Below are 18,420 nucleotides of genomic sequence, written 5' to 3' on the forward strand. Positions count from 1 at the left end.
TTAGCATTTTTTTACTATAGACAGGGCCGGTATAAGCACTCAGCGCAAAAATACGTTGTCTTCCATACAGCCGATTATTCGGCTCTATTCTATTATGATTTACCTCTAAGAACAACATGGGATAGAAGTTTCAGTACAGCGGAATTATCCGCTCTATTCGAATTACTTTTCCCACTATCCAAGTAACCATGGAACTAAAGTCAGCTAAAAGCCTAGTGAGCTTTTCCCAATGACAGCATTTTCCTCAGGGGTACAGTTTCCACCATTCTACTTCTCTTTCATAAACTGAGAAAGCCGGTATCTCTATACAATATCACTCATTCTATATTCCTGGTCAGTTCCTTTTCTTTCTCATGTAATAGCAATATTTCTATGCCCATTTCTGGGCCTTAATAGAAAACACCACTTACAATTATATATAATAAAGGTAAGTAATGCTAAATGAATGCACCGATCAAATAAAACGGGAAACGCCACGGAAATACTGAACTTCAGCACACCGTGACGCATGATAAACTGCTATTAAACTTAGTCAGGAAGATGTTTTTCTTTTAATCTGATCAGTTCCGCTATATATTTTTCACCAAGGATGCTTAAGGGCATTTTTTTCTTTTTTATATATCCAATTCTCATCTTATCATCGGTATTAAGAGGAATTGCCCTATATTCATCTCCATTTAAATCTTCACAGATAATCCCGGAGCACAGGGTATAGCCATTTAATCCTACCATGAGATTTAAGAGCGTGGCTCTGTCATCCGCCTTTATGATCTGCTTATATTCATAAGTGCTGAACACTTCTTCCGCCAGATAAAAGGAATTATTATTCCCCTGTTCAAAGGACAGGCAGGGATAATTCTTTAAATCATCAAATTCGATCAGCTCTTTTTCTGCCAGCGGATTGCCCTTCCATAGGAAAACGTAGATTCCGCACTGAAATAATTCCACAAATTCCAGTTCATTATCATTAAAAATTTTTTCAATGGCCTTCTGGTTAAAATCATTTAAGTACAGGATCCCTAATTCGCTTTTCTGGTTCCTTACATTTTCAATGACTTCATAGGTTTTGGTTTCGTGGACGGCAAATTCGTAATCATCCATACCGAATTCCTTTGCCATATGGATAAAGGCCTGAACGGCAAAGGTGTAATGCTGCATGGATACGCTGAATTTTTTCTTAAACTTTTCCTTCTTTACGAACCGCTCTTCCATCTGGCGGTACTGCTCCAGCATCTGTCTGGCATATCCAAGGAACTCCTCTCCTTCCGGAGTGATTACGATTCCCCGGTTTGAACGAAGAAACAGCTTAATGCCGATCTCTTCTTCCAGATCCCGGATGGTGCTTGATAGGCTGGGCTGCGTGATAAACAACTCGGCAGCCGCCTTATTCATGGATTTTTGAGTTGCAATGCATATGGCATAACGAAGCTGCTGTAATGTCATGGTATCTCCTTTCCTCATTCTTGCCCACGCTTTTTGGGCATAAAGGTATACCCGAAGGGTGTTTCCTCATTCTTGCCCACGCTTTTTGGGTAGATCACATCGCCGATGGCTTTTCTCCCTATACCAAGCGCTCAAAGGGCTGCCATAGGAGTATGGCAGCCTGTTTTTGATTCTGTTAAACCTGACTTATTGAACCGCCTTAAATGCTTCCTCTAAATCTTCTATAATATCAGCTGCATGTTCCGTTCCTATGGATAACCGGATGGTGTTCGGTTTGATTCCTGAATCCTCCAATTCCTCTACTGACATCTGGGAATGGGTCGTGGACGCCGGATGAATGACTAAAGATTTTACGTCAGCTACATTGGCTAACAGGGAGAATAATTCCAACTGGTCAATAAAATCTTTTGCCTTCCTGGCATCTCCCTTGATTTCGAAGGTAAATATGGAACCTCCGCCATTTGGAAAATATTTGCCGTATAATTCCTGCTGCTCCGGATCCTCTGAGACAGAAGGATGGTGCACCTTCTCCACCTGTGGATGGTTCTTTAAATACTGAGCCACCTTCAGAGCATTTTCCACATGGCGTTCTACACGAAGGGATAAGGTTTCTAAGCCCTGGAGGAATAAAAACCCATGGAAGGGAGAAAGAGCTGCTCCGGTATCACGGAGTAAAATGGCGCGGATCTTTGTTACATAAGCGGCCGCTCCTACAGCCTTGGTAAAACTGATTCCATGGTAGCTTGGGTTCGGCTCTGTAAGGGAAGCAAATTTCCCGGAAGCCTCCCAATCGAATGTTCCGCCGTCAACAATGACCCCGCCAATGGCTGTTCCATGGCCTCCAATATATTTTGTGGCGGAATGGACTACAATATCCGCTCCGTATTCAATTGGTCTTACCAGATAAGGAGTTGCAAAGGTATTGTCCACAATCAGCGGAATTTTATGTGCATGAGCGATGCCTGCAAGCTTTTCAATATCAACCACGTCGGAATTGGGATTGCCCAGAGTTTCAATGAATACCAGCTTTGTGTTTTCCCGAATGGCTTTGTCAAAAGCTTCGTAATCAAAAGGATCCACAAAGGTCGTTTCAACTCCGTATTCTGGGAGAGTATGCTCCAGCAGATTATAAGTACCGCCATAGATATTCTTTGCCGCTACAATATGATCCCCGCTTTTGGCAATATTCTCAATGGAATATGTAACTGCAGCAGCTCCGGAAGCCACTGCCAGGGCAGCCACTCCGCCTTCCAAAGCAGCTATCCTGCGCTCAAAGACGTCCTGGGTTGGGTTTGTCAGTCTCCCATAAATATTTCCTGCATCTGACAGGCTGAATCTGGCCGCAGCGTGATCGCTGTTATGGAACACATAGGAAGATGTCTGGTAAATGGGTACTGCTCTGGCATCGGTAACCGGATCCGCCTGTTCCTGTCCAACATGTAATTGTAATGTTTCAAATTTTAAATTTCTCTCAGCTCTTGTCTTCTTAGCCATATGAATTTCCTCCCAAATGTTATACTGATTATTTATTTCGTATCTTCTTAATTGGTATTATACCTGGTTTTATGGCTAAGTGTTAATTGATATTATTATGACCTGGTTATAGGAAAAACCTATAGCAGAGCCTTCATAGATTTCTGTTACAAGCTCCTGCTTATCCATCATATATCCCTGAGTACTGAATATATATATACAAATAATAATAAGGACAATGACCTATGAATGAACATTACCCCTTTGTAAACCTGCCGCTGCCGTATCCATACGATGCGCTGGAACCCTACATAGACACGCAAACCATGTACCTGCACCACGATAGGCTGCAGCAACGATATGTGGCGAATCTTAACGGGATCCTGTCGAATTATCCGCAGCTGCAAAACAAATCTTTGGAGGAGCTGCTTTCGGACACGGAAAGCCTTCCTTCGGAAGTCCGTCAGGGCATCATTAATAATGCGGGCGGAGTTTATAATCACACCATCTATTTCTTCGGAATGACCAATTCCATGACCCGGACCCAGGCTGAAGTATTGTATCCTGCCATCGTACAATACTTTGGATCGGTGGAACAGTTTTTTGATGAATTCAAAAGGTATGCACTGGCTATATTTGGATCCGGGTATGCCTGGCTGGTAGTGGATTCTAACGGCGTGCTGAAACTCGTAACAACACCAAACCAGAATTCCCCTATCTCAGATGGCCTTTGCGTGATTGCAGGCATCGACTGCTGGGAACATGCCTATTTTTTGAAGCGGTTTAACGACAGGGCCGCATACATAGAAGACTGGTTCCATGTGGTAAGCTGGGAGGCTGCGGACGAACGTTATAAAGCATGCATCAGTGCAAAATCTTAATATGGATACTCCGGATTATAAAATCAAACCTTCAAACCGATGATTATTATATTGTCTGTTTGAAGGTTTTCATTCTTCTGCCGGAAAGTCTTTCATTGGTCATACAGCTTCCCTCTGACTGGATATTTAATAAGCAAAAAGAGGAACCGGCAAAGCGACTCCTCTTTCCTTTTCTAAAAGTAAAACACCTTAAAAATCAAGGTTTATCCTTAGAATTTACCTTCTCTTGCACTCTCTTCAATTCCTACAGCCACAGCAACGGTAGCCCCAACCATAGGGTTGTTACCCATACCGATCAGACCCATCATTTCCACGTGAGCCGGAACGGAAGAAGAACCTGCGAACTGAGCATCAGAGTGCATACGTCCCATAGTATCAGTCATACCGTAGGAAGCTGGACCTGCTGCCATGTTATCCGGATGAAGGGTACGTCCTGTACCGCCGCCGGATGCTACGGAAAAGTACTTCTTGCCCTTCTCTGAACATTCTTTCTTATAGGTTCCTGCTACCGGATGCTGGAATCTGGTTGGGTTGGTAGAGTTTCCTGTGATAGAAACATCAACGCCTTCCTTCCACATAACTGCAACACCTTCTGTAACATCGTTTGCACCGTAGCAGTTAACTTTTGCTCTTAAACCTTCTGAGTATGACTTTCTCCAAAGCTCTTTTACTTCGCCTGAGTAATAATCCATCTCTGTTTCTACATATGTAAATCCATTGATTCTGGAAATGATCTGTGCTGCATCTTTTCCTAAACCATTTAAAATAACTCTTAATGGTTTCTGACGAACCTTGTTTGCCTTCTCAGCAATACCGATTGCGCCTTCAGCTGCTGCAAAGGACTCATGACCTGCTAAAAAGCAGAAGCACTCGGTCTCTTCTTCCAGAAGCATCTTTCCTAAGTTACCATGTCCCAGACCTACTTTACGCTGATCGGCAACGGAACCTGGAATACAGAAAGCCTGAAGACCTTCTCCAATAGCTGCTGCTGCGTCTGCTGCTTTTCTGCAGTCTTTCTTGATTGCAATTGCTGCACCAACGATGTAAGCCCAACAAGCATTCTCAAAACAGATCGGCTGGATCTTCTTTACCTGCTCGTATACATCCAGACCTGCATCTTTTGTAATCTTTTCAGCTTCTTCAATAGAAGCAATGCCATAGCTATTTAATACAGAATTGATTTTGTCAATTCTTCTCTCATATGATTCAAATAATGCCATTATCTTGTCCTCCTTATTATTGGCCAAATATCTTCGCTTTGATAACCGCTAACCGACAGGCTTTTGCCAATCTGATTATTCATGTCTTGGGTCAATGATCTTAGCAGCTTCGGCAACGCGTCCGTACTGTCCTTTTGCCTTTTCCCAAGCAGTCGTCGGGTCATCACCCTTCTTGATGAAGTCAGTCATCTTTCCAAGGCTTACGAACTGATAGCCAATGATCTGATCTTCTTCATCCAGAGCGATACCGGTTACATAGCCTTCCGCCATCTCTAAGTAACGAGGACCTTTCTTTAATGTTCCGTACATGGTACCAACCTGTGAACGGAGACCCTTTCCTAAGTCTTCCAGTCCTGCACCTACCGGAAGTCCATCCTCAGAAAATGCACTCTGTGTTCTGCCGTATGCGATCTGTAAGAATAATTCTCTCATAGCGGTGTTGATGGCGTCACAAACAAGGTCTGTATTTAATGCTTCTAAAACGGTCAGTCCTGGCAGGATCTCTGCTGCCATAGCAGCGGAATGTGTCATACCGGAACAGCCGATAGTTTCTACTAATGCTTCCTGGATAATACCCTCTTTTACGTTAAGAGTCAGCTTGCATGCACCCTGCTGAGGAGCACACCAGCCAACGCCATGTGTCAGACCGGAGATATCTTTAACTTCTCTAGATTTTACCCATTTTGCTTCTTCTGGGATTGGAGCAGCGCCGTGATGAACGCCCTGTGCCACTGTGCACATCTCTTCTACTTCCTGTGAATAAATCATGTTAAAACTCCTTTCGAATAAGTAATAATTGTGAACAGTACTTTGTTAAATATATCACATCATACTTGATTACATTTTCTCATATAATGTCGATTTCCGCAAGCTCTTTTTAAGGAAACAGGGAGGGATCAGCGGATCCCTCCCTGCAAAACACATTCCTATACAATTCTTCTGACGGATAAAATCGTCCGGTAGGTGGCATTTCCTACCTTAATACCGGTCGACGGGGAACTGGCATGAACTATTTGTCCATTACCGATGTAAATTCCTATATGGCCTGCATAGCAGATCAGGTCTCCCGGCTGGGCATCAGAATAGGATACCTCACGCCCTGCAGAGCGCTGCTCCGAAGAGCTTCTTGGTAGGGAGTAGCCGAATTTCTTGTACACAGACAGTACAAACCCGGAGCAGTCCGTACCGTTCGTCAGGCTGGTACCTCCAAATACATAGGGGTTCCCCACAAACTGAAGTCCGTAATCCGCAACCGCACGGCCCTCCGCTGATCCTCCGCTGCTTTTGGAAGCAGACGGACCGGTGTACTTGTTGTTGGCATTGGAGGACTTGGGTTTTGAGCTGGTGTTTGCCGCAGCTTTCTTTCTGGCCTCTTCCTCCGCTTTTTTCCTGGCTTCTTCGGCTGCCTTCTTTCTGGCCTCCTCTTCTTTCGCCTTGCGGATCTCTTCATTCTTCTTTGCTACCGTCTGGGCAAAAACCGCCGCATCCTGCTTGGCTTGTGCAAGCTGGCTGTCGAAATTGGAAACTTCCTTTTTCTTCGTGGAGATCAGTGTCTCAAGTGCAGATTGCTGTTCCTTATACTCCAGCTCCATGACCTCCATCTCAGCCTTGTCCTCTTCCAGGTCAGACTTATAATCGGCCACCTTCTGCTTTGTCTCCTGATAGGTGATCAGCATGTTCCGGTCGTATGTATAAATTCCTTCTACGTATTCCGCCTTATTAAGAAGATCAGACATGTTCTTAACCTGAAGGAAAATATCCAGATATTCTGTATCTCCCTTTTCGTACATGTACTGGATTCGCTTCTTCATGGAAGCGTACTGCTTTTCTTCCTCTTTCTTAGCTGCTGCATAGTCCAGCTCTGCCTGCTTGATCTCTGCTTCCTTGTTGGCCATATCACTTTCCAGAACTTTGATATCAGCCAAAAGAGCAGTCAGATCAGAAGTCAGCTTTGATACCTGATTCTGGGCAGCGCTCTTTTTGCCTTCAGCTTCCTGGGCTTTTTTATTTGCCTCTTCCAGTTTTTTTTGCGCTTCCTGTTTTTCTTTTTCCGCTTTTGACGTGGCCCAGGCGGGAACAGTCTGGCCGCAGACCATTGCACTTACCAACAGGCCGCAGAGAAGCTTTTTAATCATTTTCCTGTTTCTTTCATACATATTCTGCATTTTTCGTTTCATCGTCAGTTCCTTTTCCCCTTTTTTCTACCTTATATGTTAACGTATAACCATGGTGAAATTCAAGTCTTTTTTGGAAAATTTTGATAATTGTAAGATACTGCCAAATGAACTTCCGGTTATCTATTCAAGTTCCGCTTCCAGACGGGCCTGGTGCTTATCCTGTGGCAGCTTTCTTGCCACCACAAGGAAGGATAAGAAGAATAGAATCCCTTTGATGATACTTGAAATGGTAAAAGCCCACCAGATTCCGTCAAGCCCAAGGGCTGTGCTGCTTAGAATCTTGGCAAGAGGTATCCTGGCGGAAGTAAATAAAACGCTGATGACCGAGCAGAGAAGGGTCCTGCCAAGACCGGAGAGAGCCCCTACTGTTGTCAGTTCAATGCACATGAACATCTGGCAAAAGCCCAGGATCACAAGATAGCGCACTCCCATTGGAATAACTTCTGGTTCATGGATGAATAATCCGAATATATGCTCGGGAAAGCCGATCAGAAGAGCTGAGCTGAACAATCCCCAGACAAACATGACACCGATTGCCGTAAAATAGCCCTTTTTCACTCTTCCATACTGACCTGCCCCATAATTTTGACCCACAAAGGAGTTAATGGCGGCTGCAAATCCATCTGCCGTCATCCACGATATGGATTCGATCTGTCCGCCTACCCGCAACACCGCCACAGCAATATCCCCAAATCCGGTTACAAACCGGGTCAGAATCATGGAAATGCTGGTATAAATAATGTTCTGAACGGAAGCAGGGAAACCGATCCGGACCATGGCTTTCATGTAATCCCAGGGGACCTTATGAAACACCTTCACCTTATCAAACAGTACCTGGTCCTTTCGAATGGCAATGAGGAATACTGCAGTAACTACTGCCTGGGCCATGACCGTTGCAATGGCCGCCCCCGCTACTCCTGAGCCCTTTATCGGACCCACCCCAAAAATCAGGACAGGATCCAGCACCATATTCAAAACCAGGCCGATAAAATTCGCAAGCAATGGTGTCTTACTGTCGCCCATCGCTGTCATGATCCCGGTAATAATCGAATTTAAAAAGGAAAATACAATCAAGCCGCAGGTAATCTTTAAATAAACCTGTGCATTATAGGTAACGAAAGCATCGTTCAACCCGAAAAATGCGATCAAAGGCTTTGCCCCGAAAAACGTCACTACCCCATACAGCAGTGCAAATAAAAGCCCCATCTGAACCGAACCGGAAGCATAGACTGCCGCCTCCTTCCTGTCTCCCTTTCCAAGCGCATGAGCTACCTTTACCTGACCGCCCATTTTTGCCAGAGCGACAACGCCCTGGGAGAGCCAGACATACATACCCCCTGCGCCGACCGCTGCAACAGCCGGGGAACCGACGAACCCGATCCAGGCCATATCCGTCAGATTATAAGCCATCTGCACCAGGGCCGTGACCATGATGGGAAGGGCCAGACCGGTCAATGATGTAAAAATATGTCCATTTAATAAATCAATTTTCTTATTCATAAATTATGTAACAACCTTTCAAAAGGGCCGCCAGTGAACTGGCAGCCCTTTATTTTCTTACTATCTGGATTATTCCTTAGAAGAAAGGTATTCATCAATGCCTCTTGCTCCAGCCCGTCCGGCTTCCATAGCCAGAATAACGGTTGCAGCTCCTGTTACCGCATCTCCTCCGGCGTAAACGCCATCCTTGCTGGTCTTTCCTGTAGATTCCTCAGCAATGATACATTTGCGCTTATTGATATCCAGTCCTTTTGTTGTATTGGATATGAGCGGGTTCGGTGAAGTTCCTAAGGACATGATAACGGTATCTACATCAATGACGAATTCAGATCCCTCTATCTCAACAGGTCTTCTTCTGCCGGAAGCATCCGGTTCTCCAAGCTCCATTTTAATGCATTTCATTCCATTTACCCAGCCTTTATCATCGGTGAGAATTTCTAACGGGTTGGATAAAAGGTTGAAAATGATTCCTTCTTCCTTTGCGTGGTGAACTTCTTCCGCTCTTGCCGGAAGCTCCGCCTCACTTCTTCTATATACAACGTGTACCTCTGCGCCAAGACGAAGGGCCGTCCTTGCTGCATCCATGGCAACGTTTCCGCCGCCTACCACTGCAACCTTCTTGCCCGCTACGATAGGGGTATCATAATCACTGCGGAACGCTTTCATCAGGTTGCTTCTGGTTAAATATTCGTTGGCAGAGAATACGCCGTTTGCGTTCTCTCCCTGAATTCCCATGAACATAGGAAGACCTGCTCCAGAACCGATAAATATGGCCTGGAAGCCTTCTTCATCCAAAAGCTCGTCAATGGTCACGGACTTGCCGATGATTACATTGGTTTCAATCTTAACACCAAGCTTTCTTACGTTATCAATCTCCGGCTGAACCACACCTTCCTTTGGAAGACGGAATTCCGGAATGCCGTAGGTCAATACGCCGCCCGGCTCATGAAGAGCTTCAAAAATAGTAACTTCATAGCCCATTTTAGCCAGGTCACCGGCACAGGTTAAACCGGAAGGACCGGAACCGATGACGGCTACCTTCTTGCCATTGGTCTTTTCCGGAGCAGCCGGTACGAAACCGTGCTCTCTGGAATAGTCCGCCACAAAACGCTCCAGCTTTCCGATAGAAATAGGTTCTCCCTTGATTCCGCGGATACACTGGCCTTCGCACTGGCTCTCCTGGGGGCATACCCGGCCGCAGACAGCAGGAAGTGCAGAGGACTCAGCAATAATTCTTGCAGCTTCTTCGTGATTTCCTTTTTCCACTTCTTTAATAAAGCCGGGAATATTAATGGATACCGGGCAGCCTGCTACGCATTTTGGGTTTTTGCAATTAATACAGCGGCTGGCTTCCTCTTTTGCCTCTTCCTCATTATATCCAAGACAAACCTCTTCGAAGTTCGTCGCTCTTACCTTAGGGTCTTGTTCTCTTACTGGTACTTTCTTTAATACATCCATTACTCGTTACCTCCACACAATCCGCAGCCGCCGTGATGAGTATCGCCCTCACGTTCTTTTAAAACCGAGCGCCCTTCTTCTGACTTATACATCATCTGGCGCTTCATGGCCTCGTCAAAATTAACAAGATGGCCGTCAAACTCCGGTCCGTCTACGCAGGCAAATTTCACTTCACCGCCGACCGTAACACGGCAGGCACCGCACATGCCGGTTCCGTCTACCATGACCGGGTTTAAGCTGACAACCGTAGGAATACCAAGCTCCTTGGTCACAAGGCAGGCAAACTTCATCATGATCATCGGTCCGATGGCTACGCACACATCGTATTTCTTACCCTGGTTCAGGACCAGGTCTTTGATTACCTCAGTTACCAGGCCCTTTCTTTCATAAGAGCCGTCATCTGTGGTTATATATAAATTTCCGGCCTGCTCTCTCATAGCATCTTCCAGAATCAATAAGTCCTTGGTCTTTGCTCCCACAATGACATCCACGTCAATGCCGTGCTCTTTCATCCATTTTACCTGAGGATAAACAGGAGCAGTTCCTACACCGCCGGCCACAAATAAATATTTCTTTTTCTTCAGCTCTTCTATATCTTCGTGTACGAATTCAGACGCATTGCCCAAAGGACCCACCACATCCGCAAAGCTGTCTCCTGTCTTTAAAACAGCCATCTTTTCCGTGCTTGCGCCTACGGTTTGGAATACAATGGTAATGCTTCCCTTCTCACGATCATAATTACAAATGGTCAGGGGAATTCTCTCTCCTCTGTCATCCATCTTGACAATAACAAACTCTCCAGGCTGGCAGGCTTTGGCAATCCGAGGTGCTTCCACATCCATCAGATAGATCTTGTCAGCTAACATCTCTGCTTTTAAAATCCTATACATCTTCATCCTCCTAATGTCTTCGTGAATATACCTGTACACCTTTCCTGATGGCCTTCCCCAACAATCAGGCGAAATAGTACTCGTATCATATTACCATTTTTAAATGGCACTGACAACATTTATTAAAAAAATATCAATAAAAATTTATAGATTCCGTCGAATTTTGCCTATTATCTTACAGATTTTCAGCTTGTTGAAAAAACTGGATATGCTTGTATATCCAGTTTTTTCACAGGCGAAAGACCGAAAAGCGCCTGAATTTAACCGTTCCTCTGATACATGCGGAACGTATAGCACAAATTAAAATAAGTCTGTTCATCGCTTTCCGCCGCCATTTCCCATGTCGGATCCTGGTCTAAATTGGGGAAATGTGTATCGGCACTGTACATATAGTCAATATAAGTTACATGGGCGGTATTACAATATGGGAAAAACTGTTCGTAAATGCTTTGCCCGCCTATGATAAAGCAATCCTCCTCAGGATAATTGCCAAGCTCTTTAAGGGCCTCTGGAAGGCTGTGGCAGACGACCGCTCCCTTTACCTTGTAATCCGGATCCCTGGTCAATACGATGTTGGTTCTTCCATAAAGCGGCTGCTTTCCAGGAAGGCTCTCAAGTGTCTTTCGTCCCATGACGATCACCTTCCCCATGGTTTCCTCCCGGAACAGCTTCTTATCCTCTGGGATAGAAACAAGAAGCTGGCCCTGATTGCCGATGGACCAGTTTTTATCCACTGCAACAATGATATTCATAGGTCAACCCCTCCTTTTCCTTTATTCTTCTCCAATGATCAGTTCTTTTGCATAAGGAAGTGTTTCGATCCACCTGCAGAAGTCATGCCATTCTTCCAGCTTGTGGCTGCGCCTTGCAAAGTAGATGTTGATCAGGGTTTCATAATTTAAAGTGCATGTCCTCATCTGGTTATAGCCGGATGGAAGGAGCTGGATCAGATCATACCAATCCTCTTTCTTTTTATTCTCTATGTAGCGGAGACGTATCTTTTCCATTTCAGCCACCACAGTTTCCATAAAGGCCAGGGTTCCTTCCGACATATGGTCATGGCTGAAGTCCTCCAGTTCAAATGGCTTGCTGTGAATCTTATGCATGGTGCTGGTGGAATTGGCCACAGTAGCCACTTTGTAGGTATCGTATTCTTTCCACCAGTAAATCGGCGCCGTAATATCCACAGATACCAGGATCTGGCGGATGTATTTGCGGTGGTCGCTTCCTGCTTTTCTCAGCCGCTTTGCAAGGCCGAGATCATTAGGTCCAAGGATGTATTCACCCTTCTCATTATATCCGCTGTCCATCCGGTCCCAGCTATTCATGGGATTTCTTGCACCCCGAATGGCATTCTCTATGTTCATAACACTGGTTCTTTCGCAGTTTAACATGGTATCTTCCTTTCTGTATGTTGTTCTTGTTTCATGGCTCTATCCATTATAGAGCAAAATACCCGTTTCATCCATTGATTTATTTTTCAAAAAGTCTTAAGTTATTTAATTTCTTTTGGGCCGTGTATATGGATCTGTCTCCATTAAATAGATATGCAATGCTGCAGACCACAAAAAAATATGGCAAATAAGAATAGCCGAAAACCTCGGCTCCTATAAAAACTGGTGCTAAAAGAGTATTTGTGGCACTGCCGAAAACCGCCGCATATCCCATTGCGGCAACAAATTCAATCGGCAATCCCAGAATCCCTGCAACAGCGGCTCCAAGGCTTGTACCGATTGCAAACAGAGGAGTAACTTCTCCTCCCTGAAATCCTGCTGCGATCGTAATAATAGTCAGAACAAGTTTTAAAATCCAGTCCCAGCCATAGATACGGCCTCCTTGGAAACCGGCTGAAATCAAATTCGTTCCCAGACCGGAATATCTTCCCATTCCCAATAGAATAAACAATATTGCCAGAAAGATACTTACAATGGTTATCTTTCTAACCGGATCATGAAAAGTTTTCCCAAGCTTATCTTTCATGGAAACCAGACCGTAAGCAAACAGGGAACCTACCAGGCCGAACAAGGCTCCCAACACCATTAATTTTACTGCAAATAAAACATCTATCTGAATATTTGAGTTCAGGGCATAATGAAAATTTTCCAAACCCAGGGCTTTTGAAACCGTACTGGCTGTGAAGGAGGCGGCAATGGCCGGAAACAGGGCAGAATACTCCAGGGTTCCTGCCGTTAAAACCTCTAATGCAAAAAAGCAGGCTGCGACAGGCGTTCCGAATAAGCCGGAAAAACCAGCTGCCATACCTGTTACCAGGAAGATTTTGGAGTTGTTTTTCACTTTTATTTTAAGGCCGGCCCAGTGTGATAAGGTGGCTCCTATCTGTACGGCAACTCCTTCCCTTCCGGCACTTCCCCCGAATAAATGGGTAATCCAGGTGCTTATAACCGTTAGCGGGATCAGCCTTAAAGGAATCCTGTCTTCTTCTCCATGACCCACCTGAAAAATTAATCCCATTCCCTTAACACACTTTCCCTCATCCCAGTGATACAGCCAGACTGCCAAAGCTCCTGCGGCAGGAAGAAAAATGATCAGGGGGATAAAGTATTCCTCCCGTAATTCAGTTACAAAAAGCAAAACCTTTCCAAATCCCGTATCCAGTATCCCCACTGCTGCACCGATCACCACTCCGCAAATACCTAAGATCATCAGTTCCCTGTACTTTTTCAGCTTTTTTTCCAGCATCAAACAATTCCTCCCTGAAACCGGCCGCTTATAAAAGGTCCGGTCATTTATATTCTTGCATTTTTAAAATCAATCAAACCCTGACAATTAAAAAAGCTGATACCTTCTGCATATTCAGTCAAAATATACAGAAGCCATCAGCAAATTGCGGTTTTGATAATCCTATCATGGGAGCGCTTCATTCCCGTTTCAAAATTATTATACAGGTTTCTTCTCTGTTGTCAAGCTTTTATCTCACTTAAAAATACCGGACTTTCTCTTATCTTCCTGTCAAACGCCATCAGGAAGAACGTCTAAGTCCCACAAAATCCTGCTTCCTTTTTCTGTTTTTTTCACCAGGAGCTTCTTTCCGATCTGTTCCTTTAATTCCGTCACATGGGAAACAATCCCGATCAGTCTGTGTCCTCCGGCAAGTTCCTGAAGGATGCGGACTGCCTTAAGCCTGGATTCCTCATCCAGGGAACCAAAGCCTTCGTCAATGAAAAGAGCATCCATACTCACATTCCCTGCCGTGCGCTGGATGATATCCGTCATGCCAAGGGCCATGGCAAGAGCAGCCATAAAGGATTCTCCTCCGGAAAGGGTTTTAACATCCCGTACCTTATCTGTTGCCATGCTGTATACATCCAAATCCAGGCCTACCTCCCCCTGTTTTCCAAGGGTCTCCAAATCCCTGCACTGAAGCAGGAACTGGCCGTCCGTCATAACGTCAAGCCGTTTGTTAGCCGCATGGATCATCTGGTTAAAGTACTGCCTCTGGACATAGGTCTGAAAGTCCAGGCTGACGGAGCCTGCCATTTTCCCGTTGGCAGTCTGAAACAGGGTATGGTACAGACGGTATTTCTCTTCCAGCTGCACTCTCTCCTTCCACAGCCGCTCCAGATTTTGGGCAGCCTGAAGAGCCCTGCTGCCAATGGCCGTGACCCTGGCTTCCCTGGTCTGCAGCTGTTTCTGTTCTTCTTTAAGAGCTTCCGCCTGCCCGTTCCATTGTTCCGTTTCTATCCTTTCACGCCCCTTTGTCTGCTCCTTAAACTGGCCGTAAACGGTGCGGGCCTTTAACAGCTCCTTTTCATAATTCCCTGTTTCCTGCTCCCACTGTCTTACAATTTCCGGTGCCTGCTTTGCCCTGTGGTAATCCTCTTCTTTTAAAAATCCAAGTTCCACCAGGACGGATTGAAACACTGTATCTGCCTGCCCAAGTGCAAGCCTTCGCGTCTCTTTGTTTTCCTCTTCCGAGGCCAGACGGCCTTTCCCTTCCTTTTCTTTCACTAAGATATACTGGAATCGTTTATCCGCCTGCTCCTCTGCTCTTAAAAGCTCTTCTTTTCTTTTTTTGAAGCCTGCAAGTTTCCCCATAGCTTCCTCTTCCTTAGGATATGGCAGAAGCTTTTTTACGTGATCCGCCTCTGCGGCAGCGGCTGCCCTGTCCAGCTGTTTCTGCTGCCAGTTCTTCATGGTCTCTTCTTTTTTAAGTTCCAGTTCCGCAAGTCTCCCCCGGTTCGCTTTCCTTTCTTCCAGAAGCTTCTTAAGAAGGCGGTCCGACTCCAAGGCTTCCTGCTCTTCCTTTTCCACTTCCTGCAAAAGCATGCCGGCCCGCGCTCTCTCTTCATTCAGCCGGACATGAAGCTGATCCTGAGGGAAAGAAGTCCCAAACCATTTTTCTTCCTCCCCCTCCAGCAGTTCCTTTAAGTGACGGCAGACCTCCAAAGCCCTGACGGCAGTTTGAACGGCCTGGGAACGCCGTTCCTCCGCCTGATTTCTGGCTTTCTTTGCCTGCTCCACCTCTTCCTGGGTAACAGCACCCTCTATCAGCTCTGCCTTCAGAGGATGAAGGCTGGAACCACAGACAGGACAGGGGGCTCCGTCTGCCAGCTCTTTAGCCATAATTCCAGCCTGCAATGCCAGAAACTCACGAAACCTGTCATTATAATGTGCTTCCGCCTGTTCGTAATCTTTCTGGGCGCATATAACCGCTTCCTGGTATTCCTCTCGTTTTAAGTCTGCCGCCTCCCCTGCCTTAGCTGCTTTCTCAAGGTCTTCCATGGCCTGCTGCCGCTCCAGGAGCACAGTTTTTCTCTGTCTTATTTCCGGCAGGCTCCTTGCCTCTTCTTCCAGATTTTCCTGCCTTGCTTCGTTTGCAGTCAGGCGTTCCTTTAACCGGAACAGCTCGGCCTCAATTCTATGAAAGTGCTGTCCAGCCTCCTCTTCCTCTCTTTTCTTATCAAGGGAAGCCCTCTCCATGGTTTTCCAGCGGCCATAAAGCGGCATGGCCTCATTTAACCGTTCGATGAAAACTGACAGCCTGGGGACTTCTTCCTGGGAGGCCTCCCTGCTTTTCTTTGCCTCCTTTTCCGCAGATGCAAGGGCAAGGGTTATTTCCTCCAATTCCTTTTTAAGCTGTTCGGCCCTCTTTATGGCCGTCTCATAGTCTCTCCTTTTATCTAAGAACTGGTTCTCAGGGCCTTTCGCCTTTTCTGCCCGGACGGCTTCCTTTAATTGTTCTTCTATCTTAAGCCATTGTTCCTTCTGGCCTTCCAGAATATCCAGCCTGGCCTTTGCCTGCATAAGGCCGTCAAAAAGACGGTTCACTTCCTGGGCCCTGCTTAACTGCCCTTCTACTTCAGAAAGAAGCTTTCCCCTGTGATCCCGTTCTTCACAAAGCTCCTGTTCTTTTTCCTTTATCTCTGCCAGAATGGAACCTAAAAGCTTCTGGATTTCCTCTGTCCTTGTTTCCTTAAAATCCAAAAGCTCCCGCCATGGTTCCTGATACGTGCTTTCATCCAAAAGTACTACATTTTCCAGTTCATGAAAGCATAACCTGCGGTTGTTCTCCAGGCTGTCATAAAAAAGATTATTCTGCTCTTTTAATTTCAACTGGATACGGCTGTAAATCCCGGTGTTAAAGATCCTGGAAAAAATCTCTTTCCGTTCTCTGGAAGATGCATGAAGAAGTCTTAAATAATCTCCCTGGGCAATCATGGCGATTTGCGAAAACTGGTTTAAGTCCACGCCTACAATTTCCTGGATCTTCTGATTGATATCCCGAAGATTGCCTGGGTACTCCGATCCATCAGGCAAGAGGAGAGAGGCCTTTGCCGGAACGGGAACTGCAGAATACTCTCCATTTTTATTTCTTCTTTTGCTGATCCTTGTATAGGAAGGGCTTCTTGTAATTTCATACTTCTCACCCCTTTCAGAAAATTTCAGGGAAACATAAGTTTCCTGGTCTTCTGCCGCATACTGGCTGCGCATCATGGAAGGCTCCCGCTTCTGTCCGCTGGTTTCCCCGAACAGGGCAAATGATACGGCATCAAAAATGGTGGTCTTTCCTGCTCCCGTATCTCCTGTTATAAGGAAAATGCCGTGACCGATTTTCTTAAAATCCACGGTTTCCTTTCCTCCATAGGAACCAAAAGCGGACATGGTCAACTCCAATGGCTTCATAATCCCTCTTCCTCCTTTGCTTCCTGTACGATCCGCTCCATGGCCTGTTCTTCCTCCATTGTCATCTCTTCCCCTCTTACCGCCTTAAAAAACTGCCGGAATGCCTCCAAAGGCTTAAGAACCGGAACAGTCTCTCCCTCTTCCAGACGCTTTTGCCGGGTGCGCTCATTGTCCACCCGAAGCTCCAGCAAATGATCGAACACCTCTTCCAAGCGTTCTCTGACCCGGTAAGGTTCCTCTTCATCGGTGAGCGTGACGCTGACATAATCATGGCGGTTTTCTTCTGTGGCTCTTTTAAGAATCTCAGATAAGGACCCTCTTTCCCGCCTCACATCCTGGATTCCATTGAGCGGAAGAAATTCAAGCTCCGGTTCATCTCCCTTTTTACCTATATTCACCACAGTAACTGATTTTTTATGGTTTTCTTCGCTGACGGAATATTTATAGGGAGTCCCGCAGTATCGAATTGAAGCCTTGCCTACCTTTTGGGAACCGTGGAGATGTCCAAGTGCTGTGTAATCAAAGTCAGAAAGAACAGAAGCATCTACCCGGTCCAAGCCGCCCGCCATGATGACCGCCTGCTCCGACTCACAGGTTTCCGGGTCTTTATTGCCTGCGGCGTAAAATTGATGGGATAAAAGGATGTTACGCTCTCCGGCATCAATGGTTTCTCTCTCCAGAACAGCTTTTATGGCACTTTCGTATCCCTCCGGCTGGTTGTCCGTAAAAAGCGGCCGGACATACCCTGGTTTTAAAAAGGGCAGCAGGTAGAAATTCACCGGACCATTTTCATCCCGTAATACCACTTTTTTTAAGTACTCCTCCTGGCTCCTTGGCGGAAATACGGACAAATGAATGCGGTGCCGTTCCAAAAAGGCGGAGGCATAGGACAGACGTTCCGGTGAATCATGGTTTCCTGCGATAATCAGGACCGTGATCTCAGGCTTTATTCCGGAAAGGGCCTCCAGGAAATTGCCAAACATGGTATAGGCCTCCCCGGAAGGAGCTGTTTTATCATAGATATCACCGCAGATCAGGACAACATCCGGGTGCTGGGTTGCTGCATAATCCACAATCTGATTTAGGACCGCTCCCTGGTTTTCTTTTAAACTGTAGCCGTTTAACTGTTTTCCGATATGTAAATCAGATAGATGAAAAATCTTCATATTTCCTCTTTCCTGCCCATGGTTTGGGGATTAAGGATATACCCTCGGTATTTCCTCCCAGGCATTTT

The 18,420-nt window shown here is 45.8% G+C and carries 14 protein-coding genes and 1 riboswitch; of the genes, 1 reads left to right on the top strand and 13 read right to left on the bottom strand.

Annotation, left to right across the window (positions count from 1 at the left end):
- Positions 1-528: 528 nt before the first annotated feature.
- Together BMX69_RS12600 and BMX69_RS12605 are read right to left on the bottom strand one after the other, a co-directional pair.
- On the bottom strand, positions 529-1,443 hold the full coding sequence (locus BMX69_RS12600; protein ID WP_100042523.1) for a LysR family transcriptional regulator: 915 nt from the start codon (positions 1,441-1,443) through the stop codon (positions 529-531).
- Between the two features lie 186 nt (positions 1,444-1,629).
- Positions 1,630-2,937, bottom strand: a complete 1,308-nt coding sequence (locus BMX69_RS12605; RefSeq protein ID WP_025234289.1) for an O-acetylhomoserine aminocarboxypropyltransferase/cysteine synthase family protein — start codon at positions 2,935-2,937, stop codon at positions 1,630-1,632.
- Positions 2,938-3,161: 224 nt separating this feature from the next.
- Between BMX69_RS12605 and BMX69_RS12610 the strand changes: the two genes are divergently transcribed.
- Positions 3,162-3,797: a superoxide dismutase gene (locus BMX69_RS12610; RefSeq protein WP_100042524.1), complete on the top strand. Its 636-nt coding sequence runs from the start codon at positions 3,162-3,164 to the stop codon at positions 3,795-3,797.
- A gap of 209 nt (positions 3,798-4,006) precedes the next feature.
- Here the strand turns inward: BMX69_RS12610 and BMX69_RS12615 are convergent, their stop codons facing one another.
- The 11 genes from BMX69_RS12615 to BMX69_RS12665 all read right to left on the bottom strand — a co-directional run bounded on the left by BMX69_RS12615 (position 4,007) and on the right by BMX69_RS12665 (position 18,352).
- Positions 4,007-5,017, bottom strand: coding sequence for a GGGtGRT protein (locus BMX69_RS12615; protein WP_025234292.1), 1,011 nt, complete (start codon positions 5,015-5,017; stop codon positions 4,007-4,009).
- Between the two features lie 75 nt (positions 5,018-5,092).
- Positions 5,093-5,785: an iron-sulfur cluster assembly scaffold protein gene (locus BMX69_RS12620; protein ID WP_025234293.1), complete on the bottom strand. Its 693-nt coding sequence runs from the start codon at positions 5,783-5,785 to the stop codon at positions 5,093-5,095.
- A 158-nt stretch (positions 5,786-5,943) separates the two neighbouring features.
- Positions 5,944-7,194, bottom strand: coding sequence for a C40 family peptidase (locus tag BMX69_RS12625; protein ID WP_100042525.1), 1,251 nt, complete (start codon positions 7,192-7,194; stop codon positions 5,944-5,946).
- A 120-nt stretch (positions 7,195-7,314) separates the two neighbouring features.
- Entirely contained in the window at positions 7,315-8,694 is a 1,380-nt protein-coding gene (locus BMX69_RS12630) for an MATE family efflux transporter (RefSeq protein ID WP_100042526.1), read from the bottom strand.
- A 69-nt stretch (positions 8,695-8,763) separates the two neighbouring features.
- Positions 8,764-10,152 (bottom strand): NADPH-dependent glutamate synthase, encoded by a 1,389-nt coding sequence (gltA, locus tag BMX69_RS12635; protein ID WP_054790872.1) that lies wholly within the window; start codon positions 10,150-10,152, stop codon positions 8,764-8,766.
- Entirely contained in the window at positions 10,152-11,042 is an 891-nt protein-coding gene (locus tag BMX69_RS12640) for a sulfide/dihydroorotate dehydrogenase-like FAD/NAD-binding protein (RefSeq protein ID WP_054790873.1), read from the bottom strand. Before BMX69_RS12640 ends, gltA begins: the two co-directional genes overlap by 1 nt.
- Positions 11,043-11,302: 260 nt before the next feature.
- Positions 11,303-11,794 carry a dihydrofolate reductase gene (locus tag BMX69_RS12645; RefSeq protein WP_054790874.1) on the bottom strand — a complete coding sequence of 164 codons (492 nt, stop codon included), beginning with the start codon at positions 11,792-11,794 and terminating at the stop codon, positions 11,303-11,305.
- 21 nt (positions 11,795-11,815) lie between these two features.
- A complete protein-coding gene (locus tag BMX69_RS12650; RefSeq protein WP_054790875.1) occupies positions 11,816-12,436 on the bottom strand; it encodes a hypothetical protein in 621 nt (206 codons plus the stop codon).
- 79 nt (positions 12,437-12,515) lie between these two features.
- Positions 12,516-13,742 (bottom strand): chloride channel protein, encoded by a 1,227-nt coding sequence (locus tag BMX69_RS12655; RefSeq protein WP_100042527.1) that lies wholly within the window; start codon positions 13,740-13,742, stop codon positions 12,516-12,518.
- Positions 13,743-13,863: 121 nt separating this feature from the next.
- A riboswitch (Fluoride riboswitch) is annotated at positions 13,864-13,937 on the bottom strand.
- A gap of 75 nt (positions 13,938-14,012) precedes the next feature.
- Positions 14,013-17,186 (bottom strand): AAA family ATPase, encoded by a 3,174-nt coding sequence (locus BMX69_RS12660; RefSeq protein ID WP_100042528.1) that lies wholly within the window; start codon positions 17,184-17,186, stop codon positions 14,013-14,015.
- Positions 17,183-18,352, bottom strand: a complete 1,170-nt coding sequence (locus BMX69_RS12665; protein ID WP_100042529.1) for an exonuclease SbcCD subunit D — start codon at positions 18,350-18,352, stop codon at positions 17,183-17,185. The genes BMX69_RS12660 and BMX69_RS12665 overlap by 4 nt, the downstream gene beginning before the upstream one ends.
- Positions 18,353-18,420: the final 68 nt, after the last annotated feature.

The sequence above is a fragment of the Lacrimispora sphenoides JCM 1415 genome (genome assembly GCF_900105615.1).
GTDB classification, from domain to species: Bacteria; Bacillota; Clostridia; order Lachnospirales; family Lachnospiraceae; genus Lacrimispora; species Lacrimispora sphenoides.

Coding starts and splice junctions, on each gene's coding strand:
- BMX69_RS12600 (WP_100042523.1), bottom strand. CDS start 1,443: ATGACATTACAGCAGCTTCGTTATGCCATATGCATTGCAACTCAAAAA.
- BMX69_RS12605 (WP_025234289.1), bottom strand. CDS start 2,937: ATGGCTAAGAAGACAAGAGCTGAGAGAAATTTAAAATTTGAAACATTA.
- BMX69_RS12610 (WP_100042524.1), top strand. CDS start 3,162: ATGAATGAACATTACCCCTTTGTAAACCTGCCGCTGCCGTATCCATAC.
- BMX69_RS12615 (WP_025234292.1), bottom strand. CDS start 5,017: ATGGCATTATTTGAATCATATGAGAGAAGAATTGACAAAATCAATTCT.
- BMX69_RS12620 (WP_025234293.1), bottom strand. CDS start 5,785: ATGATTTATTCACAGGAAGTAGAAGAGATGTGCACAGTGGCACAGGGC.
- BMX69_RS12625 (WP_100042525.1), bottom strand. CDS start 7,194: ATGAAACGAAAAATGCAGAATATGTATGAAAGAAACAGGAAAATGATT.
- BMX69_RS12630 (WP_100042526.1), bottom strand. CDS start 8,694: ATGAATAAGAAAATTGATTTATTAAATGGACATATTTTTACATCATTG.
- gltA (WP_054790872.1), bottom strand. CDS start 10,152: ATGGATGTATTAAAGAAAGTACCAGTAAGAGAACAAGACCCTAAGGTA.
- BMX69_RS12640 (WP_054790873.1), bottom strand. CDS start 11,042: ATGTATAGGATTTTAAAAGCAGAGATGTTAGCTGACAAGATCTATCTG.
- BMX69_RS12645 (WP_054790874.1), bottom strand. CDS start 11,794: ATGAATATCATTGTTGCAGTGGATAAAAACTGGTCCATCGGCAATCAG.
- BMX69_RS12650 (WP_054790875.1), bottom strand. CDS start 12,436: ATGTTAAACTGCGAAAGAACCAGTGTTATGAACATAGAGAATGCCATT.
- BMX69_RS12655 (WP_100042527.1), bottom strand. CDS start 13,742: ATGCTGGAAAAAAAGCTGAAAAAGTACAGGGAACTGATGATCTTAGGT.
- BMX69_RS12660 (WP_100042528.1), bottom strand. CDS start 17,186: ATGAAGCCATTGGAGTTGACCATGTCCGCTTTTGGTTCCTATGGAGGA.
- BMX69_RS12665 (WP_100042529.1), bottom strand. CDS start 18,352: ATGAAGATTTTTCATCTATCTGATTTACATATCGGAAAACAGTTAAAC.